Origin of the sequence: Microcella alkaliphila, from assembly GCF_002355395.1 — a bacterium.
GTDB classification, from domain to species: domain Bacteria; phylum Actinomycetota; class Actinomycetes; order Actinomycetales; family Microbacteriaceae; genus Microcella; species Microcella alkaliphila_A.
Window position 1 is genome coordinate 1,640,530 of record NZ_AP017315.1, and the last position, 23,607, is coordinate 1,664,136.

Below are 23,607 nucleotides of genomic sequence, written 5' to 3' on the forward strand. Positions count from 1 at the left end.
CGACCAGGGCCGACCCCCGCCCTAGGATGGGGACGGTCATTCGACACCATCCCCAAGGAGATAACACTCATGGCACTGTCCACCGAAGAGGTCCTCGCCGGCCTGGCCGAACTCATCAACGACGAGACCGGCATCGCCACCGACTCGGTCGCGCTCGACAAGTCGTTCACCGACGACCTCGACATCGACTCGATCTCGATGATGACCATCGTCGTGAACGCCGAAGAGAAGTTCGACGTGAAGATCCCCGACGAAGAGGTCAAGAACCTGACTACCGTCGGCGACGCCGTCACCTTCATCGTGAACGCCTCCGCGTAGGTGCGTTGCGGCTGACGCCGCATTCGCGTCCGTGCGGCGACAGGCTCGTCGCACGGACGCATCCCCTCCCCCCGATCTCGACCGGAGAACTCGCATGACCACGATCGTTGTCACCGGAATCGGCGCGACCAGCCCCATCGGCGGCACCGCCCGCGATAGCTGGACGGCGCTCCTCGCCGGCGCCTCTGGCGCTCGACCGATCGAGGAAGACTGGGTCGAGCAGTACGAGATCCCCGTCACCTTCGCCGCACAGGCGCTCGTGCGGCCGGAGGAGGTGCTGGAGCGGCAGGAGGTGAAGCGCCTCGACCCCTCTTCGCAGTTCGCGCTCATCGCCGCCCGCGAGGCCTGGGCCGACGCGGGAACGCCCGACGTCGCCCCCGAACGGATTCTCGTCGACTATGCAACGGGCATCGGCGGGCTCTGGACCCTGTTGGACGCCTGGGACACCCTGCGTGAGAAGGGCCCGCGTCGCGTTCTTCCCATGACGATCCCCATGCTCATGCCGAACGCGGCTGCCGCGGCGATCAGCATGCACCTCGGTGCGCGTGCGGGCGCCCGCTCTGTCGTGTCGGCCTGCGCCTCCGGCACCGAGTCGATCGCGAACGCGTACGAGCACCTGCAGCTCGGGCTCGCCGACGTGGTGGTCGCCGGTGGCACGGAGGCCGTAGTGCACCCACTCCCCATCGCCGCCTTTGCCTCCATGCAGGCGCTGTCCAAGCGCAACGACGACCCCGCCGCGGCCTCGCGCCCGTACGACGTCGACCGCGACGGCTTCGTGCTCGGTGAAGGCGCCGCCGCCCTCGTGCTCGAAACCAAGGAGCACGCGCTCGCCCGCGGGGCGCGCATCTACGCCGAACTCGCCGGTGGCTCGGTGACGAGCGACTCGTACCACATCACCGCTCCTGACCCCGAGGGTTCGGGAGCCGCCCGCGCCGTCATCGCCGCCCTTGAGCAGGCGGGCGCCGCGGCCGACGATGTCACCCACATCAACGCGCACGCGACCTCGACGCCGGTGGGCGACGTGGCCGAGTTCGAGGCCCTCAAGCGGGTGTTCGGAGACCGGGTTGGTGAGATTCCCGTGTCGGCGACCAAAGCATCCACGGGTCACCTGCTCGGCGGCACCGGCGCCCTCGAGGCGATCTTCACGATTCTCGCGCTCCACGAGCGCACCGCGCCGCCGACGATCAACCTCGACAACCAGGACGAGCGGATCCCGCTCGACGTTGTCACGTCGCCCCGGGCCCTCGGCGATGGTCCGCAGCTGGCGATCTCGAACTCGTTCGGTTTCGGCGGCCACAACTCGGTCGTGGCGTTCCGCTCGTACGACGACTAGACCGCACCCCGCTCGCCCCCTGGCCGCGGGCACGTCAACAACTCAGGACTAACGACGTCTCGCGAGCCCGGGGAGTACGTCACCCGGTGCCTGCGTCGGCCCTTGTCCTGAGTTGTTGACGTGCGCGTCGGCGGGGGGGATCGGGGGGATCAGCCGGCGCGGTGCAGCCACACGACGCGACTGCCGTCGCCCGCGTGGCGGAAGGGTTCCAGCTCGTCGTCCCACGCCTGCCCGAGGGCGAGGCGCAGTTCGCGCTGAAGATCGAGGGCGTTGCCGCCGGACACGTCGAGTGCGTAGCGCACGCGATCCTCGGGGATCACGGTGTTGCCCGCCGTGTCGGTCTGCGCGAAGAAGACGCCGAGGTCGGGCGTGTGCATCCACCGGCCGCCGTCGGCACCGGGCGATGGCTCTTCCGTCACCTCGAAGCGCAGGTGCTCCCAGCCGCGCAGGGCGCTCGCGATCTTCGCCCCGCTGCCGCGCTCGCCCTCCCAGACGAACTCGGCCCGCTGCGTGCCCTTCAGGACCGGCTGCTCGATCCATTCGAAGTTGACGGCACGGTCTATAGCGCGCCCGGCAGCCCACTCAATGTGGGGGCAGAGCGCGCGAGGAGCGGAGTGCACGAAGAGCACTCCGCGAGCGAGTGTGTGTGCCACGATAGTCCGTCCGTTTCTCTTTCAGGTGCGACTTCCCCATCGACCTTCGAGAACCGAACTCACTCGCAGCGGCGTATTCGATTACGGATGCCCGGAGCGGGTATCCCTTGAATTATGGCGCATTGGCGCCCGAAATGACAAGAGTGTCATTTCGGTGCCTGCCTGTGCGGGCCGACCCAGGTTTACTACGCGAAGGGTTCGGCGGCATCCATGAGCCGCGACCGGATGAGAAACCGCACACCCTCTGGTGCCTCGACACTGAACCCGCTCCCCCGGCCGGCAACCACGTCGACCGTGAGGTGGGTGTGCGACCAATACGCGAACTGCTCGCTGCTCATCCAGAACTCGACCGGCATGCTGACGTCTGCGTCCGATGCGATGTCCCACGCGCCGAGAAGGACGTCGTGCGCCGAGGTGTGAAAGTCCCCCACGGGGAAACACATGGGCGACGAGCCGTCACAGCATCCCCCTGACTGGTGAAACATGAGTGGGCCGTGGATCGTCCAGAGCCGGCGAACGAGGGCGAGCGCCTCATCGCTCAGCGCGACCCGCGAGTGCCGCTCACCCTCGATGGTGACCTGAGATTCGTACACGGTGGTCCCTCCTTCCGCGCCCTGGAGCCAAGTAGCACACGGAGTGCCGGCCCCCCAGGCTGAGGCCGGCACTCCGACGATGACGGACTAGAAGAAGCCGAGAGGTTCTTCGCTGTAGGACACCAGCAGGTTCTTCGTCTGTTGGTAGTGCGACAGGGCCAGCTTGTTGTTCTCTCGCCCGATCCCCGAGCTCTTGTAGCCGCCGAAGGCCGCTCCGGCCGGGTAGGCGTGGTAGTTGTTGACCCAGACGCGACCGGCCTGGATGTCTCGACCGGCACGGTAGGCAACGTTGCCGTTGCGAGACCAGACGCCAGCCCCGAGCCCGTACAGGGTGTCGTTAGCGATCGAGATGGCGTCGTCGTAGCCGTCGAAGCTGGTCACGGCAACAACCGGACCGAAAATCTCCTCCTGGAACAGGCGCATACGGTTGTGTCCCTCGAAGATCGTCGGTTGAACGTAGTAGCCATCCGACAGGTCGCCGCCAAGGTCAGCCCGTTCCCCGCCGAGCAGCAGCTTCGCGCCCTCCTGAGTGCCGATGTCGATGTAGCTCAGAATCTTCTCGAGCTGGTCGTTCGAGGCCTGCGCGCCCACCTGAGTGTCGGTGTCGAGCGGGTTCCCCTGCACGGCCTTGCGGGTGCGTTCGATCGCGTCACCCAGGAACGAGTCGTAGATCGGCTTTTCGATGAGCGCGCGGCTCGGGCACGTGCAGACTTCACCCTGGTTGAAGGCGAATAGCGTGAAGCCCTCTTGCGCCTTGTCGTAGAAGGAATCGTGGTGGTCAGCGACGTCGGAGAAGAAGACGTTCGGGCTCTTCCCGCCGAGCTCGAGGGTCGCCGGAATGATGTTGGCACTCGCGTACTGCAGGATCAGGCGACCGGTGGTGGTCTCACCCGTGAAGGCGATCTTGCGAATGCGGTTGCTGCTGGCGAGCGGCTTTCCGGCCTCGACGCCAAACCCGTTGACGACGTTGACGACGCCGGGAGGAAGGAGGTCGCCGATGAGTTCCATGAGCACGAGGATCGACACGGGGGTCTGCTCGGCTGGCTTCAACACCACCGCGTTTCCCGCCGCCAACGCGGGGGCGAGCTTCCAGACCGCCATGAGGATGGGGAAGTTCCAGGGGATGATCTGGCCGACGACTCCGAGGGGTTCGTGATACTGGTAGGCCGTCATGGTGCCGTCCATCTCCTGGAAGTCACCGTCCTGGGATCGAATCGCGCTCGCGAAGTAGCGGAAGTGATCCGCGGCGAGGGGAAGGTCGGCGTTTAGGGGCTCTCGAATCGCCTTGCCGTTGTCCCAGGTCTCGGCGACGGCGAGCATCTCGCGGTTATCGTCGATGACATCGGCGATGGCGTTGAGCACCCGGGCTCGCTCGGTCGTGCTGGTCTTTCCCCACGCCGGGGCGGCCTTGTGTGCAGCATCGAGGGCGGCCTCGATGTCCTCTGCGGTGCCTCGGGCAACTTCGGCGAACGGCTTGCCGGTCACCGGGGTGATGTCCTCGAAGTACATGCCCTTGGCTGGCGCGACCCACTCACCCCCGATCCAGTGCTCGTAACGGGACTTGAACGTGATGAGGCTGTCGGGCGTGCCCGGGGCCGCGTAGATGGTCATGATTCTCCTTGCGACGACGCTGTCGGAATGGGAACGTCCCTCGCCGAGCGAGGGCCTTGCTCGACCGTAAACGGCGTGCCGTTGCACGGAGTTGCGCCGCGTTGCGAGCGCTTGCGGATGCGCGTTCAGCTCAGATCGCGCTCGATGCGCTCGAGACGCGTCACCACCGCTGTGCGCCGAGGGCTGTCGGTCGGCAACGCCTGCAGGAGTGTGCGCCAGACGTCAGCGTCGAGCGCCGCCTCATCACCGCGCGCGTAGTCGTCGAGCACGTCGGGCGCGGCGTCGCTCAGCATCGCGTCCCGAATCAGGGCGGACACGTCGTCGCGAATCGCGACGACCCCGGGTGCAGCCGACCCGGGAACGACGCGACCCGCATAGTGCCCGAGAGCCACGCGATGCGCCCCGCGATCGAGAAACGCGAGAACTCGATGCGCATCGAGGTCGAGTCGCGTGCTCAGGCGATACGGTCGCCCCACGGGGACGAACTCTGCACAGCCCGCGTCAGTGAGCACACGCTTCAGACGCACCAGTTCGGCCCGGAGGGTTCCGACGGCGTCATCGCGTTCGTAGGTGAGCGCGGCGAGGCGTTCCGCGCTGATGCCGTCCGGATACCAGGCCAGCAGAGCGAGAAGCTCGGTGTGCCGCATCGACAGTTCGAGCTCTCCGCGGGCCGTGACGAGCAAGCCCCGGTCACGCCCCAGGATGTGCAACACCGGCGCCTGGGCCTCGGTGTGCGCGCTGAGACCAAGGCTCGTGATCGGTGTCAGCGCCGCAGCCGCCTCGCCGCGAATCGGTGCGGTCATGTCACCGGTTGTGACTGGCGGCGACGTTGCCAGCTGGTCGAGTCGTCGAACATGCAACTCGGCCTCCACCGCCGCGACCGTCGCCTCGAGCAGTGGGAGCGTCGTGGGATCTGCCGCCGACTCGCCGCCCGTGATGTCGATTACTCCGATGATGCGTCGGCTCGCCGGGTCGTGAACGGGTACGGCAGTGCAGCTCCAGGGGTGCACGATGCGCGCGTAGTGCTCGGCACCGCGAATCTGCACACCCCGATCGACAGCGAGCGCTGTACCGGGCGCGGAGGTGCCGGCCACTCGTTCGGACCAGTTGGCGCCCTCAACGAAGGCCATCTGCTCGGCCCGGCGCCGAAGATCACGGTCGCCGTCGATCCAGAGCAGCCGTCCCTCTTGATCACCGATCGCAATAATCAGCCCGGCATCGAAGGTGTGACGGATCAACAACCGGTGGATTACCGGTAGGGCGAGAGCGAGGGGATGAGAAGCGCGATACTCCCTGACATCGCTTTCGGTGAGATCGATCGCCCCGGGGAGCGAGTCGGGGTCGACCGCGGAATCGATCGCGCGCATCCAGGATTCGTGCACGAGAGGCCGAATGCCGGCGGCGCGTGCGGTGTCGATCCCGCGCGTCAGCGTCGCCGCGGCGGTCTCGAGGACATCGCGGTGTCGTGATCCGGCGGCCGCATTCGGCTGCACCATCGGGCACCTCCTCCCGCGCTCACCGTCGAACGCGTGCGCTCAGCCTAACCCCGAGCGGCGTCAGGCATGCGCCTCGGGCGGTGCGTCAGTGCAGCAGAGACCCGTCGGAGGCCAGCACGTTCTTCTCCCCCGCTTCGATGCGGAAGGGGAATCGGTTCTGCTTCGGCGGCAGGGGGCAGTTGAAGTGGTAGCTGAAGGCGCACGGCGGCAGGATGGCCGTGTTGAAGTCGAGGGTGATCGTGCCGTCGGGGTTCGGCGCCATGAACAGAAAGCGCCCGACCGAGTAGGTGTCGTCTCCGTTCGTCGCGTCGGCAAACACGAGCTGCAGCGCGCGCCCCGACTTGAACGCCGCGATGTCGTACTCGACCCCGTCGTGCGTGAAGCGAATCTCGCCGGGAACAACCTCGTCGCGGGTGTGCCCATCGCTCTTCAGGTGCTCGAATCCGAGGGTGGTCCCGCCCTCGATCTCCCGGAACGTGCCGGTGACCACCCAATCGGGGTTGTAGTCGAACGCGTCGATGCCGCCGAAGTTCTGGATGCCGTCGCTCTGTGCGTCCCACACCCGCAGCGCGTACAGCCCGTCTTCGCCCGCGATCACGAAGCCGGTGGTGTGCTCGTCGAACTGGATGGTGCTGGGAGACGGGTCGTCCTTTCCGCGCACGCGCACGGTGCCGTCGACGACCTCACCGTCGACGGTGATGCCGTCAGCCGCCGTCGCCGTGAGCAACAGGCCGCCCTCGGGCGCGGGCGCCCACGTGCCGGGCACGCCCCAAATCGTCTGCTCCTCCCCCACCCACTGCGTGTTGACGAGCGCCAGCGGCCCCTGCGGCTGCGTGGCGGCAAGCGCACGTCGCTCACGGAAGGTTGCGTAGCGCTCGGCGGGGGTCGGGGCGGGGGCGGTGTCGGCCATGCGTCCATCCTGCAAGCGATGCGGGATGCGCGCCAATCGACGCGCGGGCAGGCTTAGCCCCCGAGGACCCCCAGCGCCACGACGGCGCCGGCCGGGATGCTCGCGAGCGCGGCCGAGGACGCCACGCGCAGGGTCGCCGCGCGCGCAGGGTCGCGCGCGATGCCTGCGGGACGGGCGATCGCCCACTCGGCGACGGCCCACAGGACGGTGGCGGCGAGGACCACGAGCGTCGTCACGCGAACGCCCTCGCTCGCCGGCGCTCCGACGACGATACCCGTGACCTGGACGAGCGCGACTACGCCCCAGGGCACGATGGCGATCACCGTCAGGAAGGCGTAGGGCCACAGGTGCCCGCGGGAGCCGTCGTGGCGCGAGGCACGGTCGGAGAGCCAGCCGAGCATCCCGGAGCCGGCGGCAAGCGCATAGAGCGCGACGATCGTCGCCGCGGCCGTGACCCCGTTCAGCAGCGCAACGATGACAATCGTGATGCCGAGCGACTGCGAGACGGCGACCCAGTGCAGGGTCGAGGCCGCGTGAGCCGAGAGGGCGCCGCGGCTGGCGCGAACGGCACGCGACGCGAGCACCGCCCCCGTGACGAGCAGCACGGGAAGCATCCCCGCCTCGGCGGAGAACCAGATCCCGGCGCCCGCGACGAAGGCGAAGGAGCCGTCCTGGCTCACCTGCGGCGGCTCGAACGAGACCATGACATCGAGAAGCCCGCCGGTCGAGACGACGAGCAGCACCGAGGTGAGCAGCTGCCCGGCGAGCAGGCCCGCGCCGAGCGCGGTCGACCGGGCAGACGGCGGTGCGGGCAGGGTCACGGCGGCCTCCTCGACGACCACGGTGGTCCGTAGGGCGGACGGGACTTGAACCCGTGACCGATGGATTATGAGTCCACTGCTCTAACCAGCTGAGCTACCGCCCCGTGGCGCGAAACGCGCCGATAGCGATGCTACCCGGCGGCTTCGGCGTCGCGCTCGATCACCGTAATGACGCCCGTGTCGACCACGGGGTCGGTGACGGGCCGGCCGCGGTACAGGTCTTCAAAGGTGTCGAAGGTGCGGCGAATGTCGTGGCCCGACACGATGCGCAGACTGTCGCGCTGCAGGGCGACGCGCTCGTCGTGCGGCATCGTGAAGATGCGCCGAAGCCGCTCCGCGAACCCCTCGATGTCGCCGGGTTCGTAGAGGTAGCCGTTTTCGCCGTCGTGGATGAGGTGCGGCAGCGCCATCGCGTTCGCGCCGACGACCGGCAGCCCGGACGCCATGGCCTCCATCGTGGCGATCGACTGCAGTTCCGCTCGCGAGGGCATCGCAAACACGGATGCGCGGGTCAACTGAGCGCGCAGGTATTCGTCGGTCGCGTATCCAGCGAAGTGCACGCGCTCAGCGAGACCCAGCTCGACAGCGAGCTTCTCGAGAGCGTGGCGCTGCTCTCCGTCGCCGATGATCTCGACCCGCACCGCGAGGTCGTCGTCGAGCAATGCAACGGCGCGCAGCAACTCGTCGATGTGCTTCTCGGCCTCGACGCGCCCGAGAAACAACACGACGTTCTCGCTGCGCGGCGTGAGGTCTGCGGTGTAGTTCTCGACGTGAAGCCCGCAGCTGATCGCGTGGACCTTGTCGAGGTCGGTGTACTTCTCGAGGTACTGCGCGGCCTTCAGCGTCGGGGTGGTGACCTCGTCCGCGATGCCGAAGGTTCGCCCGGCCGCACGCCACAGGGCACGCACCACCATGTCGTGCAACGGCCCGATGAACGGGGTGAACTGCATGGCGTTTTCGGGCATGAAGTGATTCGTGCCGATCACCCGAATGCCGCGCTTCGCCGCCTGTCGGGCAAGCCCGCGCCCCACGACGATGTGGGACTGGAAGTGCACGACGTCGGGGCGCACGGTGTCGAGGATGCGGGCCGCGTTCGCCTCGATACGCCACGGCAATGCATAGCGCAGCCACGGGTGGGGACGCCAGCGCCACGAGCGCAGGCGGTGCACGGTCATCTTCTGGCCCTCGTGCACCTCGATGCGGGTCACGTTCGGACCGCGCTCGGCGCCGGGTGCGACGACGTGCACCTCGTGCCCCCGCTCGACCATGCCGGCGGCGAGGTGCTCAGCGAACTTCGCCGCCCCGTTCACGTCGGGGCCGAAGGTGTCGCAGCCGATGAGGATGCGCAACGGTCGGTCGGGCGAACTGCTCGCGTGCGGGTCGTCGGTCACGGCGGGATCCTTGACAGTCTCGGGGGCGACAGAGCCGGGCCGACGGCGTCGACCCGCCGATAACCCTAGCCGAGCCCGTGGGCTATCGATGGGTTTGCGGGTGGTGCTTCGCGAGCTCGCGCACGCCCACGACGGCGACGACGCCGGCGGCAACGCCGAGCAGCACGGCGGGCCACGGCATGAGCACCGCCTCGCCCACGACGAATGCGCCGACCAGCACCGCGACGATCGGGTCGACGACGGTGAGCCCGGCAATCACCAGGTCGGGGGAACCCAGTTGGTGAGCGGTCTGCACGAAGTACCCGCCAAGGGCGGCCGCAGTGATCAGCGCCACGATCGCCACGATCGTGAGCGGGTCGAGTCCCGCCGTCGTGATGCGGGTGATCACGACTTTCGCGAGCGTTGCGACGAAGCCGAACAGAACTCCCGCGGCGAGGATCGCGAAGAGCGCGCCCGAGCGGCGGCGCACCACGGCGAAGACGATGCCGAACGTCAGGGTCAGCGCCCCGAGCATCCCGAGAATGATCAGCAATTGCGTGTCGTCGACGAGGCGATCGACGGCGTACAGTGCCGCGACAACGACGAACACGGCGACGCCGCCGACGCAGAGGATGATTGCGCGTTTCGCTCGATGGTCGAGGCGGATGCGCGCCACCCTCGCGTTGAGGATCGCGGTCACGACGAGGGCCACCACCCCGATGGGCTGGACCACGATGAGCGGGGCGAAACCCAGGCTCACCAGCTGGAAAAGCACGGCGATGCCGAGCATGACCGAACCGATCAGCCACGACGGGCGCCCCAGCAGACGCACCAGCTGTCGGCGACTCAACCCCGCGCGGCTGCCGTCGCCGTGCCGCCGCTCGATCTTCTCGACCCCGCGGTTCTGGAACTGAGCGCCGAGCGAGAGGAAGACCGCGCCGATCAGCGCGAGCGGGATGCCCACGGCGACGAGCGGGCTGCGCAACAGCTCACCAGCGAGGTCGGTCACGTCGGGCGCCACCGCGCCACTCTACTGAGCGTCGCCCCACCGCCACGCAGATACGCTGGAGCCTGTGGCAATCCTCCCCATTCGCATCGTTGGCGAGCCCGTCCTGCACAGCCCCGCAGCCCCCGTGACCGAGATCGACGAGTCGCTCGAGCGGCTCGTCGCCGACATGCGCGACACCATGGCCGAGGCGCCCGGCGTGGGGCTCGCCGCCCCCCAGGTGGGCGTCGACGCGCGGCTGTTCATCTGGGACTGGGCCGACGAGGACGACGTGCGCCATACCGGCACCGCCATCAACCCCGAACTGTGGATCTCGCCGCCACCGATCGACGAGCCCGATGAGTGGGACCACTCGGAAGGGTGCCTCTCGGTGCCGGGCGAGCGCTTCCCGCTCATGCGCTCCGAACGGGCCCTCCTGCGCGCCACCGGCCTCGACGGAGAGCCGTTCGAGATTGAGGCGCACGGCTGGCTTGCCCGCATCTTCCAGCACGAGTTCGACCACCTCGACGGTGTGCTGTACGTCGACCGGCTCGAGCATCCGTATGGGAAGCTCGCGGCGAAAGCCATCAAGCGCAACTCGTGGGGTGGGCCCGGCCAGAGCTGGACGCCCGGAATCGACCGCCTCGAAGACTAGCGGTGCGCGAGGGGCCGCTTAGGCGGCCCAACCGAGCGCGCGCAGCGCAGCGGCCGTCGCGGCGGCGGCCACGATCACGAGGATGAACGGGACCCGGAGCGCGAACAGGCCAGCGGCGACGCCGATGGCCGGGAGACGAGCATCCAGCACGAGGCCCTGTCCGGCCCCGACGGTCTGCACGACGATGAGCGCCGACAGGAGGGCAACCGTGACGAGCTCGGCCGTGCGTGCGGCGGCGGGCTTCTCGAGCACGCGGGGCGGCACGAGGTAGCCGAGGAGCTTGATCGCGAGCACCGCGATCGACGCGGCGAGGATGATCTGCCAGAGCGTCATGCGCGGTCCCTCCGCGCGGCGGCGAGACCCGCGACGACGCCGACAAGGGCCGCGGCAAGGACGGGGACGCCGGGAGGAACCATCGGGATGAGCACCACCGCGACCACCGCCGCACCAACCGCAACGGCCACCGGCTGCAGGCTCTTCAGACGCGGCCACAGCAGGCCGAGGAACGCCGCGGCGGCGGCCGCATCCAGCCCGAAGGCGCTCACGTCGCCCAGCAGGTTGCCGAGCAGCGCCCCGGCAAGCGTCATGAGGTTCCAGCCGACGTAGATGATGATGCCGGTTGCCCAGAATCCCACGCGTTGCGCGCTCGGCACCGCCTGCGCCGTCGCCACAGCCGTCGACTCGTCGATCGTGAGGTGTCCGGCGACGACGCGTTTCGCGAATCCCGGCCCGACGATCGGCGACACGCGGATCGCGTACAGGCCGTTCCGCAGCCCCAGGAGCGTGGCGCCGGCAATTGCGGCGGGCCCGGCGGCCACGCCACCGGCCGCAATTACCCCGATCAGGGCAAACTGCGACCCGCCCGAGAACATCACGAGGCTCAACACGCACGCCTGCCACACCGTCAGACCCGAAGCAACGGCAAGGGCGCCGAACGAGACGCCGTAGGCGGCGACCGCGAGCCCGACAGCGACAGACGCCTTCAGCGCTTCCTTCCGCGCCGCCGTCTCGTCGAGGGGGACGTCGACCATCACCGGCGCACGTTCACGCCGTGCACAGCGTTGTGGAAGCGAAGGGCCGGGAACACCACCGACACCGAGAAACCGACACCGGGAACCGTCTGCGCGCTCAGCACGCCGCCGAACAGCTCGGCGCGGGCGCGCATCTCGCCCACCCCCGTGCCGGCGATGCGCTCGGTCAGTGCCGCGAGATCTTCGTCGATCGTGTACCCGCGGGCCGCGAGCTCGTCGGGGGTCAGGCCCTCCCGGCGGGCCTGGGCGCGGATGCCATCGTCATCGATGCGCGCGTGCAAGCCCTGGTCCGACCACGTGAGGCCGACGCGCACCTCGGTGCCCTCGCCGCCGTACTGCAGCGCGTTCGCGAGCGCCTCTTCGAGGATGCGGTACAGCGCGAGCCCGGCACCCTCAGCGACGGCGAAGCGTTCCCCCAGCTCGGAGACGGTCACGACGAGACCCCGCGCCCGCAGGGCATCGAACAGACCGTCGAGGGCCTCGAGGGCGGGCCGGGCGGCGGCCAACTGTTCGGCCTCCGCCGTCGCGGTAACCACGCGGCGCAACTCGGCGAGCGTCGCACGAGCACTCGCCGCGATCTGCTCGGATGCTCGCGCAGCGACACTCGGATCTCGCGTGGCCGCCGCGCTCGCGCCCTCCGCCAACTGCACGACCCCGGTCATCCGGTGGGCAGCCACGTCGTGCTGCTCACGGATGAGGCGCAGCCGCGCCGTCTGCTCGCCGAGCGCAATCTCGAGCTCGCGTGCCCGATCGGCGGTGGCCAGTGCCTCGGCGCGCTCGCGGCGGAGCCTCGAGGACGCGACGAGCGCGATCGACGCGGCCACGAGCATCCCGATGCCGGCGATCACGGCGATCGCGACAGTGATGCTCGCGGCGACGTCACTCACGGATGGGCTCCTTCACGGGCCCGGACGCGCCGCGATCAGTGCAAGGGTTGTGTGGCTCCCCGACTTGGACTCGAACCAAGAACCTGCCGGTTAACAGCCGGCTGCTCTGCCAATTGAGCTATCGAGGATCGCTGTGAACAGCGGGCTCTACGGTATCAGAAATCGGACGACGGTTTGGACCGCTCAGTACTCCTTCGGACCACTCAGTACCCCTCTCGCGGGTCGACGATGCCGACGAGGCCGGTGCCGGTAAGGAAGCCGCGCACGTTCTCGTCGACGCGGCCGGCGAGCAGTGGTGCGGTCATCTCTGCCGTGTCGGCCGAGTGCGAGGTGATCAGGCAGCGAGGTTCGGCGAAGAGCGGGTGATCGTCGGGAAGCGGCTCGGGGTCGGTCACGTCGAGGCCCGCTCCACGCAGGCTGCCGGCGGCGAGGGCCTCGGTGAGGGCGTCCGTGTCGACGAGCGGCCCGCGGGCGATGTTCACCAGCACGGAATCGCGGGGCATCAGCGCGAGGCGGCGCGCGTCGATGAGGTGGCGGGTCGAGTCGGTGGACGCTGCTGCGAGGATCAGCGCGTCGGTCGTCGGCAGGACGCTGTCGAGGTCCGCAGCCTGGACGGTGCGCGTCGCACCCGGCATGGGGTCGGCGCCGCGGCGCACGACCGTGATGGTGCACCGCCACGGCTCGAGGAGTCGGATGATCTCGGCCGCGATGCCGCCCGCCCCAACGATGGTGACGTTCAGCCCGTACAGCGATCGACCCGTACGCTTCTCAGCCCAGCGGGCCGCCCGCGCCTTCGGGGCGAACTCGCGCAGGGTCGCGTGCACGAGGGCCACGGCGTGTTCGGCGACCGGCTCGGAGTACGCGCCCTTCGCACTCGTGAAGATCGGGCCGTCGGCGTGGTCGCGCAGCACGTCGCGGAACGCATCGACCCCCGCCCACGGCAGCTGAACCCAGGCGATGCCGGGGTGGGTGATGAGCACGTCATCGAGCTCATCCGAGCGGGCCGCGCTCAGCCACAGCAGGCCTCGGGTGTCGTCGCCGAGCGGGGCAACCGTGCCGCCCGCGCTTTCCACGGCGGTGACGAAGAGGGAGTGCGCTTCGGGAAGGACGGCAATCGGCCCGGGGGTCACCGGACGGGGCGGCGTGGCCGCGTGCCCGGAGAGCGGGTCACGGTGCTGGGCGAGATCCGGCGCGCGCTCCGGCGGCGTGACGTCGTAACGGGACGGTGCGGTGTCGTCAGCGGGCATAGGCCCAGGCTAGACGGCGACCGCCCGACGTCGGCCGAGCGCCGCAAGGGCTCGCACGTAGGGGTGTGTTCCCGTCTCGAGTACCTCGTCGACCGAGCCGTAACCGACGAACCGACCCCCGTGCATCACGGCCAGACGGTCGGTGAGGCGCCGCACCTCGCCGATCTCACTCGAAATGACGAGAGCCGCGAAGCCGCGGTTGCGCTGCACCTCGGCGAGATGGTCGAGGATCGTCGAGCGCACGGTGGCGTCGACACCGCTCGTCGCCTCGTCGGTCACGAGCAGCTCGGGCTCGAGCACCAGGGCGCGCGCAATGGCGACCCGTTGTCGCTGGCCCCGGCTGAGCTCGTGCGGGTACTTGGGGATCGTCGCGAGCGTCAGGTGCATGGCGTCGATCGCCTCCGCGACGATGCCCCCGGCTTCAACGCGGTCGAGTTTCGGGGTGCGCTGATACAGCGGGTACGCGACGTTCTCGCCGGCGGTGAGGTGCGGGTCGAGAGCAGTCCCCGCATCCTGCGGCACGTAGCCGACCCGCAGCGCGAGTTCATTGTCATCGCGTCGACGCAGGCTACGCACGTCGATGCCGAGCACCTCGAGCGAGCCACCGACCACCTTCGGGCCACGGTCGACCGTGCGATCGGTGAGGCCCGCAATCGCCTGCGCCAGGGCACTCTTGCCGCTGCCCGCCTCGCCGAGAATCGCGAGCGTCTCGCCCGGAGCGATGTCGAGACTCACCCCCTGCACGGCGTCGACCGACGGGGCACCCTCGATGCCGGAAAAGCGCAGGCTCAAGTCGCGCGCGGACACCGCGGCTGTGGACATCGAGCGCCTCTCCCCTCCCGTCGGCGACGGGTCGGCGAGAGTCTAGTGGTGTTGCGTCACGGGCTGATGAACACTCATCACAGGTCTCCGCGAACGCGCCGCCTCTCCGCCTCAATCGTCATTAGCTGGGTCTGAAGATCGCGGTACCGCGTCGGATCCGCCGCCTGATCGGTGCGCTGCAGCGCGCCCAGCAGCTCGGCCTTGCGGCGCAACAGGTCACGCTCAATCAGTGACGTCGTGATGCCCGCGCAGTACTCGGCGACGTGGTCGTCGCGCACCGGCAAGGGCGCGATCGCCAGCTGCGTGACGAGCGGCGCGAAGGCTCCGGGAGCCTCCTCCGACACCATGCGCGCCCAGTGGGCGGTTCCGTAGTGCTCGAAGGCCGCGATGAGCGCGTCACGCACGGTCGCGAGCGCCGGCTGACTGAATGCCGTCGCGAGCGCCCGCTGCGCGGTCTCGCGCGGGACGTCCTCGGGATGCTGCAGCAGCGCCATGAGCAACTCACGTTCCAGCCGCGTCACCGGATCATTGGGCAACTGCGCGAGCCCGATGGCGGGCGCCGCGGGGACGCCGCCCGCGGCGGACTCCCCGGGGCGCGACGCAGGACCGCCGGAGAGGTCAGGCGTTGCGGCGGCGGCCTGCGGGCCGGAGGGCGCGCGATCGGGAGCGGTGCGGGTGCCGGGGCCACGGGCATCCGAGGGGCTGGGGGTGCGGGATGCGGCCGTCACCGCGCGCTGGACGTCGGCGGTGTCGACGCCGATCCAGCCGGCCACCTGCCGGACGTAACCCGAGCTCAGGGCACGGTCGCGGATGCGCGCGACGACCGGGGCGGCGGCTCGCACCGCGGCGACGCGGCCCTCCACCGTCTCGAGGTCGAACTGGTCGAGCTGGCGGCGGATCATGAACTCGAACATCGGGCGCCTGGTGCTCACGAGTTGCCGCACGGCTTCGTCGCCGCGCTCGAGGCGCAGGTCGCACGGGTCGAGCCCGTCGGGGGCGACGGCGACGAAGGTCTGCGCGGCGAAGCGCTGCTCGTCGGCGAAAGCGCGACTCGCCGCCTTCTGGCCCGCCTCGTCGGGGTCGAAGGTGAAGATGACCTCGCCGAGCTGCATCGTATCGGCGTTCTCGGTGTCCCCCATCACGCGGCGCAGCATGGTGATGTGGTCGCCGCCGAACGCCGTGCCACAGGTCGCAACCGCGGTGGTGACGCCGGCCAGGTGGCAGGCCATGACGTCGGTATAGCCCTCGACGACGACCGCCTGCTTGCCGCGTGCGATGTCGCGCTTCGCGAGGTCGAGCCCATACAGCACCTTGGCCTTGTGGTAGACCGGCGTCTCGGGGGTGTTCAGGTACTTCGGGCCCTTGTCGCTCTCGAGCAGACGCCGGGCGCCGAAGCCGAGGGTCGCCCCCGTCGTGTCGCGAATCGGCCAGATGAGGCGGCCCCGAAAGCGGTCATACGGGCTGCGGTCGCCCTGGCCCTGAAGCCCGGCGGCCAGGATCTCCTCAGCCGTGAAACCCTTCGCACGCAGGTGAGAGCCAACAGCGTCGTAGGCGTTCGGCGCGTAGCCGACCCCGAAACGCTCGGCCGCTATCGCATCGAAGCCGCGCTCGCCGAGAAAGCCGCGGGCGGGCTCCGCCTCGGGCGTCGCGAGCTGGGCGCGGAAGAACGCTTCGGCCGCCTCGTTCGCGGCCAGGATGCGCCGCCGATTGCCCTGGTCGACAGCGGGTCCGCCGTCCTCGTACTGCAGGGCGTAGCCGATGCGCGCCGCGAGACGCTCGACCGACTCGGCGAACGTCATGTGGTCCATCTTCTGCAGGAAGGTGAACACGTCACCGCCCTCACCGCAACCGAAGCAGTGATAGAAGCCGACCTGGGGGCGCACGTGGAAGCTGGGACTGCGCTCGTCGTGGAAGGGGCACAGGCCCTTCATCGAGCCCACGCCCGCGCTCTTTAACGTGACGTAGTCGCCGACGACGTCGGCGATGTTGACGCGGGTACGCACCTCGTCGATGTCACTACGTCGAATGCGGCCGGCCACAGGCCCGATTCTAGGTGGGATCAGGCGGGCGCTCGGTGACCCTCGACCCAGCGCTCATGCCAAGCGAGCGCCGACTGGTCGGTGAGGGAGGCAACCTGGTCGACCACGACGCGACGACGGGCGTCATCGTCCACAGCTTCGGCGAAGTCAGCCTGAAACACCGGAGCGAGAGCCTGCGGCCCGGCCGCCCAGACGGCGTCGGCGAGATCGGTCAGCAGCGCCCGCTGCCGGGCGTACAGCGGTTGGCGCTCGTCGTTCGCCATCACGAGGGTGCCGACGATGCCCTTCAGCACGCCGATCTCGGCGCGCGTGTGCACCGGCACGACCACGTGCGCGTGGTACCGCACGAGCGATGTCTGCGGGTACGCGTGCCGGGTGGCGTGCACGGCGTCGTGCGCGAATCGACCGATGAGGCGGCTCGTCAGGTTCTTCAGGCCCGCCAGGTCGGCCCGTGAGCCTGACCAGCGGGTGATCCACGTCTCGAGGCGCTCCAGTCGCGCGAAGGCGGCGCGCACGTCGCTCTCGGTGAGCTCGTCGCCGTTCCAGCGCAGAACGCCGGCGACAAGAGCCTCGTGGTCGTCGGCGCTCGACAGGATGCGCGGATCAATCGATCCTCCGACGATCGCGTCCTCGAAGTCGTGCACCGAGTAGGCGATGTCGTCGGAGAGGTCCATGACCTGCGCCTCGATGCTGGGGATGCCTGCGGGGGCGCCCTCGCGCATCCAATCGAATGCCTCGCGGTCGTCGGCGTACACGCCGAACTTGCGCCGACCCCCCGGGTCATCCACCGCGTTCGCAAGCGGCCACGGGTACTTGCAGCTGGCATCGACGCTCGCCCGGGTGAGGTTCAAGCCGAAACTCTGGCCGTCGGCGCCCATCACCTTCGGCTCGAGTCGCGTCAGCAGGCGCAGGGTCTGCGCATTGCCCTCGAAGCCGCCGATGTCGCGCGCCCAGAGGTTCAACGCGCCCTCGCCGTTGTGACCGAACGGCGGATGGCCGAGGTCGTGGGCGAGGCACGCGGTGTCGACCACATCGGGGGCGAGGCCGAGCGCTCCGGCGAGCTCACGGCCCACCTGTGCGACCTCCAACGAGTGGGTGAGACGGTTGCGGGCGAAATCGACACCCGCCGTCGGGCTCAGCACCTGCGTCTTCGCGCTCAGACGGCGCAGAGCGCTCGAGTGCAACAGGCGAGCGCGGTCGCGGGCGAAGTGCGCCCGGTCCGTCGAATGCTGCTCGGAATGGCGACGTTCGGTGTCGTGTTCCTCGTACAACATGCCCTAGCCGCCACTGTTGTGCAGTTCGGCGGCGGACACCTCGGCGCGGCTCGCCTCACTGAGCTCGCGGCTCTCGAGCCAACGGTCGGGCAGGGCGGGCTTCTTCGGGGTACCAGCGCGTCCGCGCTGGCCCTCGGCAGCCTCGCCCGGGTACGGGGCGTCGCGGTCGAGCTCGCCGAGCATGTCGTCCAGATGCTGCAGGCTCTCGGTGCGGGCCATGCGCGCGCGCAACTCGCCTCCCACCGGGTACCCCTTGAAATACCAGGCGACATGCTTGCGAATGTCGCGGCAACCGCGCTGCTCGTCGCCGTCGAAAAACTCGACCAGCAGTTCGGCGTGGCGGCGCAAAGCATCGCCCACCTCGCCGAGCGTCGGCGTCGCCTTGCGCTTCTCGCCCCGGAACGCGGCAGCGAGGTCGCCGAACAGCCAGGGGCGGCCGAGGCAGCCGCGGCCCACCACGATGCCGTCACAGCCTGACTGCTCGACCATGCGCAGGGCATCGTCGGCGCTCCAAATGTCGCCGTTGCCGAGGACCGGAATGCTCGTGATCGTTTCCTTCAGAGTGCCGATCGCATCCCAGTCAGCAGTGCCCGAATAGAAGTCGGCGGCCGTGCGGGCGTGCAGCGCGACGGCGCTGACACCGGCACCCTCAGCCGCCTTCGCCGCCTCCAAGTAGGTGAGGTGGTCGGCGTCGATGCCCTTGCGCATCTTCACCGTGACGGGAATGTCGCCCGCCGCCTTCACGGTCTCCTCGACGATGCGCCGGAAGTGAGTGAGCTTCCACGGGAGGGCCGCTCCCCCGCCCTTGCGAGTGACCTTCGGCACGGGGCATCCGAAATTCATGTCGATGTGGTCGGCGAGACCCTCGCCCACCAAGAAGCGAGCCGCCTCGCCCGCCGTCACCGGGTCGACGCTGTACAGCTGAATGCTGCGGGTCGTCTCGCTCTCGTGGTGGCGGATCAGCCGCATGCTCACCGGCGTGCGCTCAACGAGGGCGCGGCTCGTGATCATCTCGCTCACGTATAGGCCGGCGCCGTACTCGCGACACAGCCGGCGGAACGCCGTGTTCGTGATGCCCGCCATCGGTGCGAGCACGACCGGCACGCTGAGCGGCAACGGGCCGATGCTCAGCGGCGGGGCGGGAACGGTGAGAGACGACATACGGAGTCCATTGTCGCACCCGTCGGTAAACGACGAGTTCGGGCCCCGGGGTTGCGGGTGGGAGGCTCGGAGAGCCCGTGCGCGGGGTACCCAGGGGCGGTGAGCGCGGGCGGGAATGCCGTGCCGTGGGCTGGGTGTTGCACCGAGCATCCCGTTTCGAGTGTGTGGAGGAAGCCCGATGTCGAACCCTGCCGACGGCGCCGCGCGCGTCGACTCCGCCGTGGCCGCGCTCGGCCTCAGCGTCGACATCGTGGAGCGAGGCGACGCGCGGTCGCTCGAAGAAGCCGCCGCGAACGTAGGGGTCGAGCCGTCGCAGGTCGTCAAGACGCTCGTGCTGAAGAAAAGCGATGACACGTTTGTGTTCGCACTCGTGCCGGGAGGGCGAGCGCTGTCGTGGCCGAAGATCCGCGCGGTGCTCGGCGTCAACAAAGTGCAGATGCCGCGGCCCGAACAGGCGCTCGCGGCCACCGGGTTCGAACGGGGAACGATCGTGCCGCTCGGCTCAGCCACCGCGTGGCCGGTCATCGCCGACCAGACGATCTCGGGCCGCGTCGCCCTCGGCGCCGGGCGCCCCGGCCACAGCCTGCTCACGGAAGCCGAGCCGCTGCTGCACGCCCTCGACGCCACCGTCGCCGACATCAGCGACCCCGAGTAGCGCCCAGCCCCGGGCCGCGGCCCGCGCGCCCGCACGTCGCGCCCCACACGCCCGCGCGTCAACAACTCAGGACTAAGCCGCGAGGCAGGCGCTGACAGTCCCGAGATGGTGGGGTTTACGCGACGAACTCGGGGCGTTAGTCCTGAGTTGTTGACACGCCCAGGCTCGACGGATCCGAGCTGACGGGTGTCGAAATCTCGCACGCCTCACCGTCGCAAGCAGCGGCGCCTGGCTCACCGAGCATTGTGAACGGCCGCGATCCGCTGGCCCCTGCCGTCACGCGTCGCCACCCCGCGCGCCGTGCACCCTCGCCCGCTCGGCGTCGGCCGCGGCCTGCTGGAGGGCAGCGAGGAACGATGCAGCCTCCTGCGCGCCCGACACCCCATACGCGTCATTGAGGACGAAGAACGGAACACCCTGGATGCCGTATGCCACGGCCTGGGCCATATCGGCCTTCACGTGGGGAAGGTACGTGTGTTCGGCGAGAGCGGCCGCCGCCGCGTCACGGTCGAGGCCGACCTCTGCAGCGAGGTCGGCCAGCTCGTCGGCGCGACCGACATGACGACCCTCGGTGAAATAGGCGAGAAGCAGGCGCTCCTTCAGCTCGGACTGTTTCCCGTGAACCTTCGCGAAGTGCAACAGCTCGTGCGCAAGAACGGTGTTCGTTTGCTGGATGCGGTCATAGTGGTACTCGAGACCGACACTCGCGGCGATGTGGCTTACGCGGTCGACCATCTGCTGTGCCTGCTCGGGGCTGATGCCCTTGCGCTCGCTCAAGTAGTCGATGGGGGTGCCCTCAAAGTCGACAGGGGTGTCGGGCGCCAACTCGAAGCTGCGGTAGGTCACTTTCACGTCGCCGCCTTCGAGGCGGAACTGTTCGACCGCGGCTTCAAACTTCCGCTTACCGATGTAGCACCACGGGCACTGAACGTCTGACCAGATCTGAACGTCGACTACGTTGCTCACTCTGGCATCAACGCGTGCGCCCGCCCCGTATTCCGACTGGATGCTGCCGGATTGCCAGCAACTCAGGACTAGCGGGCCCGCGCCCGCGGCTGAGGGCTTGAGGAGCGCGGGTTTGCCCGTGTTGGACGCCGATACCGAGGCCGTTGTCCTGAGTTGTTGGCGGGCGCAGTCGAGCCGAGCGGTGCGGCGAGGCCGCGGGCGGCGAGGGCAGTGAGGACCGCGGCCTCCACGCGCGGCCAGTCGTCGAACACCTGGCTTGCCGCGGGGCGTATCGCGTGCAGTCCAGTGATCGTGATCGCGAGGTCCTTGCTGCGGTCACGGGTGAACCGCTCCCGGTGGAACTCTTCACCGTCGACCTCGAGCCCGACGGTGTCTTCTATGACGAGATCAATCGGGCTCGGATCGTTGGGGAGCGCCACCTGCTCCGTGACCCGCAGCCCCAGTCTGGTAAGCCGAGTGCGGGCGAGACTTTCGGGCAGAGAGTGACACCTCTCGCTCGATGCGTCAACCACTGCACGAGCACGGGCGGGCACCCGGTGGATGAGCTGATGGGCATCGATCTGGTCGATGAGCCCGGCTCGGCGTGCCCAGTCAACCGCAGCAACGGCATCTTCGAACGGCTCCGTGGCGAGCACGACCTCGAGCGCCTCCCGCACCCCGACGAGACCCGACGACCGGTCGCGATCGTGACGTTCACGGGTCCAGTGCAGCACCACCTGCGAGCGACGCGGCGAACGAGCGAAGGAAACCCTGCGGCGGTGGGGACAGCGCAAACGCGAGGCGTTGACGGGCACGGCCACGTGCATCCTGCTTCGACGACGCACCCAACCGCCCATCGCCGCGATGGCCGAGAGGCCGGTGAGCCGGCCGCCGACACGCAGCGCGTGCGTGCGCGGGTCGTCGTCGCGCCACACGGCGTACCAGCCGCGTCGGGGGCGCACGACGGCACCGAGGTGCACGGCGGCGGCGAGCTCGCGATCGTCGTGGCCGAGGCTCACGAGGTACGCGCGACCCGCGGCGCCCCCGGCATTTGTGATGTCAGTGATCAACGTCTGGAACATTGACGCATCATGTGTGGATGCGCATTCAACCGTCAGCAAAACGGCGCCAGCTGTGCAAAAGGCTCGCCCCAGCGCCCTTGAGTGGGAGACGAGAGTCGCGAACGAACCGCGCCGCGTCAACAACTCAGGACGAACGCCACCACGCGACGGCAAAGGGCCGCGTAACGGGGCACGAGCACGCGTTAGTCCTGAGTTGTTGACAGGGTCGGGGTAGTGGGTGCGGGGCGAGGCGGATGCGCGCGGCCCCGCCGGGCGCGGGTGGCTACGCTCCGAGCAGCTCGCCGGCCAGGAACTTCTCGACGCCCTCCAGCGGGATGCGCTGCTGCTCCATGCTGTCGCGCTCGCGCACGGTCACGGCCTGGTCGTCGAGGGTGTCGAAGTCGACGGTGATGCAGAAGGGCGTGCCGATCTCATCCTGGCGGCGGTAGCGGCGGCCGATGGCGCCGGCGTCGTCAAAGTCGACATTCCAGTGCTGGCGCAGCGTGTCGGCGAGCTCTCGCGCCGCCGGCGAGAGGCGTTCGTTGCGCGACAGCGGCAGCACCGCGGCCTTGACGGGAGCGAGGCGTCGGTCGAGGCGCAGTACGGTGCGCTTGTCGACTCCGCCCTTCGTGTTGGGCGCCTCGTCTTCGGCGTACGCGTCGAGCAGGAACGCCATCAGCGCGCGGGTCAGGCCGAACGCCGGCTCGATGACGTACGGGGTCCAGCGCTCGTTCTTCGCCTGGTCGAAGTACGACAGGTCTTGGCCAGACGCCTGCGCGTGGGTCGACAGGTCGAAGTCGGTGCGGTTGGCGACGCCCATGAGTTCGCCCCATTCGCTGCCGGTGAAGCCGAAGCGGTACTCGAGGTCGACGGTGCGCTTCGAGTAGTGCGACAGCTTCTCTTGCGGGTGCTCGTACTGCCGGATGTTCGCCGGGTCGATCCCGAGCCCCGTGAACCACGCCTCCGAGGCGTCGATCCAGTACTGGTGCCACTCTTCGTCGGTGCCCGGCTCGACGAAGAACTCCATCTCCATCTGCTCGAACTCGCGGGTGCGGAAGATGAAGTTTCCGGGCGTGATCTCGTTGCGGAAGGACTTGCCGATCTGCCCGATGCCGAACGGCGGCTTCATGCGCGAGGCGTTCAGCACGTTGACGAAGTTCACGAAGATGCCCTGCGCCGTCTCGGGCCGCAGGTAGTGCAGCCCCGACTCGTCGTCGACCGGCCCCAGGAACGTCTTCAGCAGTCCCGAAAACTCACGCGGCTCGCTCCACTGACCCCGGGTGCCGCAGTTCGCGCAGGCGATGTCGGCGAGCCCATTCTCGGGCGCACGCCCCTTCTTCTCCTCGTATTCCTCCTCGAGGTGGTCGGCCCGATACCGCTTGTGGCACTGCAAACACTCGACGAGCGGGTCGCTGAACACGTCGACGTGCCCGGAGGCCTCCCATACCCGCTTCGGCAGGATGACGCTCGAGTCGAGCCCGACGACGTCGTGGCGTGACTGCACCATGGTCTTCCACCACTGGCGCTTGATGTTCTCTTTCAGCTCGACGCCGAGGGGGCCGTAGTCCCACGCCGACCGCGACCCGCCGTAGATTTCGCCCGCCTGGAAGACGAAGCCGCGCCGCTTCGCGAGCGCGATGACGGAATCGAGGTGAGTGGATGCTGCCACGGGGGTACTCCTGCAGGTCTCGGGGCCGCCGCGAGGGCTGCGCGGCGCACGATCGCTCAGTCTACTGAGCG

The 23,607-nt window shown here is 69.0% G+C and carries 23 protein-coding genes and 2 tRNA genes; 4 read left to right on the plus strand and 21 right to left on the minus strand.

The genetic code is table 11. The features are described from left to right. Window positions 1-69 precede the first annotated feature (69 nt). Window positions 70-318, plus strand: coding sequence for an acyl carrier protein (locus CPY97_RS08100; RefSeq protein WP_096421745.1), 249 nt, complete (start codon window positions 70-72; stop codon window positions 316-318). A gap of 94 nt (window positions 319-412) precedes the next feature. Next, the gene (fabF, locus tag CPY97_RS08105) at window positions 413-1,651 is read left to right on the plus strand and encodes a beta-ketoacyl-ACP synthase II (protein WP_096421747.1); all 1,239 of its coding nucleotides are present in this window, start codon (window positions 413-415) and stop codon (window positions 1,649-1,651) included. A gap of 149 nt (window positions 1,652-1,800) precedes the next feature. Here the strand turns inward: fabF and CPY97_RS08110 are convergent, their stop codons facing one another. From CPY97_RS08110 to CPY97_RS08150, 9 genes are all read right to left on the minus strand, one after another. Next, window positions 1,801-2,304 (minus strand): DUF3145 domain-containing protein, encoded by a 504-nt coding sequence (locus CPY97_RS08110; RefSeq protein WP_231923882.1) that lies wholly within the window; start codon window positions 2,302-2,304, stop codon window positions 1,801-1,803. Window positions 2,305-2,489: 185 nt separating this feature from the next. Then, window positions 2,490-2,897 carry a DUF779 domain-containing protein gene (locus tag CPY97_RS08115; RefSeq protein WP_096421749.1) on the minus strand — a complete coding sequence of 136 codons (408 nt, stop codon included), beginning with the start codon at window positions 2,895-2,897 and terminating at the stop codon, window positions 2,490-2,492. An 87-nt stretch (window positions 2,898-2,984) separates the two neighbouring features. Next, window positions 2,985-4,508, minus strand: coding sequence for an aldehyde dehydrogenase family protein (locus CPY97_RS08120; RefSeq protein WP_096421751.1), 1,524 nt, complete (start codon window positions 4,506-4,508; stop codon window positions 2,985-2,987). Window positions 4,509-4,633: 125 nt separating this feature from the next. Beyond that, window positions 4,634-6,004 carry a GAF domain-containing protein gene (locus CPY97_RS08125; protein WP_096421753.1) on the minus strand — a complete coding sequence of 457 codons (1,371 nt, stop codon included), beginning with the start codon at window positions 6,002-6,004 and terminating at the stop codon, window positions 4,634-4,636. Window positions 6,005-6,089: 85 nt separating this feature from the next. After that, window positions 6,090-6,914, minus strand: a complete 825-nt coding sequence (locus CPY97_RS08130) for a DUF1684 domain-containing protein (RefSeq protein ID WP_096421755.1) — start codon at window positions 6,912-6,914, stop codon at window positions 6,090-6,092. Window positions 6,915-6,967: 53 nt separating this feature from the next. Beyond that, complete coding sequence (locus tag CPY97_RS08135) at window positions 6,968-7,735, minus strand: hypothetical protein (RefSeq protein WP_150129233.1); 768 nt, start codon at window positions 7,733-7,735, stop codon at window positions 6,968-6,970. 30 nt (window positions 7,736-7,765) lie between these two features. Continuing rightward, a tRNA-Ile gene (locus CPY97_RS08140) sits at window positions 7,766-7,839 on the minus strand. A 27-nt stretch (window positions 7,840-7,866) separates the two neighbouring features. Further along, window positions 7,867-9,126, minus strand: a complete 1,260-nt coding sequence (locus CPY97_RS08145; RefSeq protein WP_231923883.1) for a glycosyltransferase — start codon at window positions 9,124-9,126, stop codon at window positions 7,867-7,869. A gap of 82 nt (window positions 9,127-9,208) precedes the next feature. Next, the gene (locus CPY97_RS08150) at window positions 9,209-10,126 is read right to left on the minus strand and encodes a DMT family transporter (protein WP_096421759.1); all 918 of its coding nucleotides are present in this window, start codon (window positions 10,124-10,126) and stop codon (window positions 9,209-9,211) included. Window positions 10,127-10,178: 52 nt separating this feature from the next. On the opposite strand from CPY97_RS08150, the gene def reads away from it, so the two are divergent. Then, entirely contained in the window at window positions 10,179-10,745 is a 567-nt protein-coding gene (gene def / locus CPY97_RS08155) for a peptide deformylase (RefSeq protein ID WP_096421761.1), read from the plus strand. Between the two features lie 18 nt (window positions 10,746-10,763). On the opposite strand, the gene CPY97_RS08160 is transcribed toward def, so the two are convergent. The 9 genes from CPY97_RS08160 to dusB form a co-directional block, all read right to left on the minus strand. Further along, window positions 10,764-11,078, minus strand: coding sequence for an AzlD domain-containing protein (locus tag CPY97_RS08160; RefSeq protein WP_096421763.1), 315 nt, complete (start codon window positions 11,076-11,078; stop codon window positions 10,764-10,766). Then, complete coding sequence (locus tag CPY97_RS08165; protein WP_096421765.1) at window positions 11,075-11,776, minus strand: AzlC family ABC transporter permease; 702 nt, start codon at window positions 11,774-11,776, stop codon at window positions 11,075-11,077. The genes CPY97_RS08160 and CPY97_RS08165 overlap by 4 nt, the downstream gene beginning before the upstream one ends. After that, window positions 11,776-12,663 carry a sensor histidine kinase gene (locus tag CPY97_RS08170; RefSeq protein ID WP_096421767.1) on the minus strand — a complete coding sequence of 296 codons (888 nt, stop codon included), beginning with the start codon at window positions 12,661-12,663 and terminating at the stop codon, window positions 11,776-11,778. Before CPY97_RS08170 ends, CPY97_RS08165 begins: the two co-directional genes overlap by 1 nt. Before the next feature lie 52 nt (window positions 12,664-12,715). After that, window positions 12,716-12,791 (minus strand) — tRNA-Asn (locus CPY97_RS08175). Between the two features lie 75 nt (window positions 12,792-12,866). Continuing rightward, window positions 12,867-13,910, minus strand: coding sequence for a D-isomer specific 2-hydroxyacid dehydrogenase family protein (locus CPY97_RS08180; protein ID WP_096421769.1), 1,044 nt, complete (start codon window positions 13,908-13,910; stop codon window positions 12,867-12,869). A gap of 9 nt (window positions 13,911-13,919) precedes the next feature. Then, window positions 13,920-14,732, minus strand: coding sequence for an ATP-binding cassette domain-containing protein (locus tag CPY97_RS08185; RefSeq protein ID WP_096421771.1), 813 nt, complete (start codon window positions 14,730-14,732; stop codon window positions 13,920-13,922). Window positions 14,733-14,809: 77 nt separating this feature from the next. Then, the gene (gene dnaG / locus CPY97_RS08190; RefSeq protein WP_096421773.1) at window positions 14,810-16,771 is read right to left on the minus strand and encodes a DNA primase; all 1,962 of its coding nucleotides are present in this window, start codon (window positions 16,769-16,771) and stop codon (window positions 14,810-14,812) included. A 20-nt stretch (window positions 16,772-16,791) separates the two neighbouring features. After that, a complete protein-coding gene (locus CPY97_RS08195) occupies window positions 16,792-18,045 on the minus strand; it encodes a deoxyguanosinetriphosphate triphosphohydrolase (RefSeq protein WP_096421775.1) in 1,254 nt (417 codons plus the stop codon). A 3-nt stretch (window positions 18,046-18,048) separates the two neighbouring features. After that, entirely contained in the window at window positions 18,049-19,206 is a 1,158-nt protein-coding gene (dusB, locus tag CPY97_RS08200; RefSeq protein ID WP_096421777.1) for a tRNA dihydrouridine synthase DusB, read from the minus strand. A 178-nt stretch (window positions 19,207-19,384) separates the two neighbouring features. Here dusB and CPY97_RS08205 point away from each other — a divergent pair, with 178 nt between their 5' ends. After that, window positions 19,385-19,861 (plus strand): aminoacyl-tRNA deacylase, encoded by a 477-nt coding sequence (locus CPY97_RS08205; protein ID WP_096421779.1) that lies wholly within the window; start codon window positions 19,385-19,387, stop codon window positions 19,859-19,861. A 276-nt stretch (window positions 19,862-20,137) separates the two neighbouring features. Here CPY97_RS08205 and CPY97_RS08210 read toward each other — a convergent pair whose 3' ends face one another. From CPY97_RS08210 to CPY97_RS08220, 3 genes are all read right to left on the minus strand, one after another. After that, window positions 20,138-20,827, minus strand: coding sequence for a DsbA family oxidoreductase (locus tag CPY97_RS08210; protein ID WP_096421781.1), 690 nt, complete (start codon window positions 20,825-20,827; stop codon window positions 20,138-20,140). A 68-nt stretch (window positions 20,828-20,895) separates the two neighbouring features. Next, window positions 20,896-21,888 carry a glycyl-tRNA synthetase gene (locus CPY97_RS08215; RefSeq protein ID WP_096421783.1) on the minus strand — a complete coding sequence of 331 codons (993 nt, stop codon included), beginning with the start codon at window positions 21,886-21,888 and terminating at the stop codon, window positions 20,896-20,898. A gap of 262 nt (window positions 21,889-22,150) precedes the next feature. After that, entirely contained in the window at window positions 22,151-23,536 is a 1,386-nt protein-coding gene (locus CPY97_RS08220; protein ID WP_096421785.1) for a glycine--tRNA ligase, read from the minus strand. Window positions 23,537-23,607: the final 71 nt, after the last annotated feature.

Excerpts from the sequence above, each read along its gene's own strand:
- CPY97_RS08100 (WP_096421745.1), top strand. The coding sequence starts at position 70 with ATGGCACTGTCCACCGAAGAGGTCCTCGCCGGCCTGGCCGAACTCATC.
- fabF (WP_096421747.1), top strand. The coding sequence starts at position 413 with ATGACCACGATCGTTGTCACCGGAATCGGCGCGACCAGCCCCATCGGC.
- CPY97_RS08120 (WP_096421751.1), bottom strand. The coding sequence starts at position 4,508 with ATGACCATCTACGCGGCCCCGGGCACGCCCGACAGCCTCATCACGTTC.
- CPY97_RS08125 (WP_096421753.1), bottom strand. The coding sequence starts at position 6,004 with ATGGTGCAGCCGAATGCGGCCGCCGGATCACGACACCGCGATGTCCTC.
- CPY97_RS08130 (WP_096421755.1), bottom strand. The coding sequence starts at position 6,914 with ATGGCCGACACCGCCCCCGCCCCGACCCCCGCCGAGCGCTACGCAACC.
- CPY97_RS08160 (WP_096421763.1), bottom strand. The coding sequence starts at position 11,078 with ATGACGCTCTGGCAGATCATCCTCGCCGCGTCGATCGCGGTGCTCGCG.
- CPY97_RS08165 (WP_096421765.1), bottom strand. The coding sequence starts at position 11,776 with ATGGTCGACGTCCCCCTCGACGAGACGGCGGCGCGGAAGGAAGCGCTG.
- CPY97_RS08180 (WP_096421769.1), bottom strand. The coding sequence starts at position 13,910 with ATGCCCGCTGACGACACCGCACCGTCCCGTTACGACGTCACGCCGCCG.
- CPY97_RS08185 (WP_096421771.1), bottom strand. The coding sequence starts at position 14,732 with ATGTCCACAGCCGCGGTGTCCGCGCGCGACTTGAGCCTGCGCTTTTCC.
- CPY97_RS08195 (WP_096421775.1), bottom strand. The coding sequence starts at position 18,045 with ATGTTGTACGAGGAACACGACACCGAACGTCGCCATTCCGAGCAGCAT.
- dusB (WP_096421777.1), bottom strand. The coding sequence starts at position 19,206 with ATGTCGTCTCTCACCGTTCCCGCCCCGCCGCTGAGCATCGGCCCGTTG.
- CPY97_RS08205 (WP_096421779.1), top strand. The coding sequence starts at position 19,385 with ATGTCGAACCCTGCCGACGGCGCCGCGCGCGTCGACTCCGCCGTGGCC.
- CPY97_RS08215 (WP_096421783.1), bottom strand. The coding sequence starts at position 21,888 with ATGTTCCAGACGTTGATCACTGACATCACAAATGCCGGGGGCGCCGCG.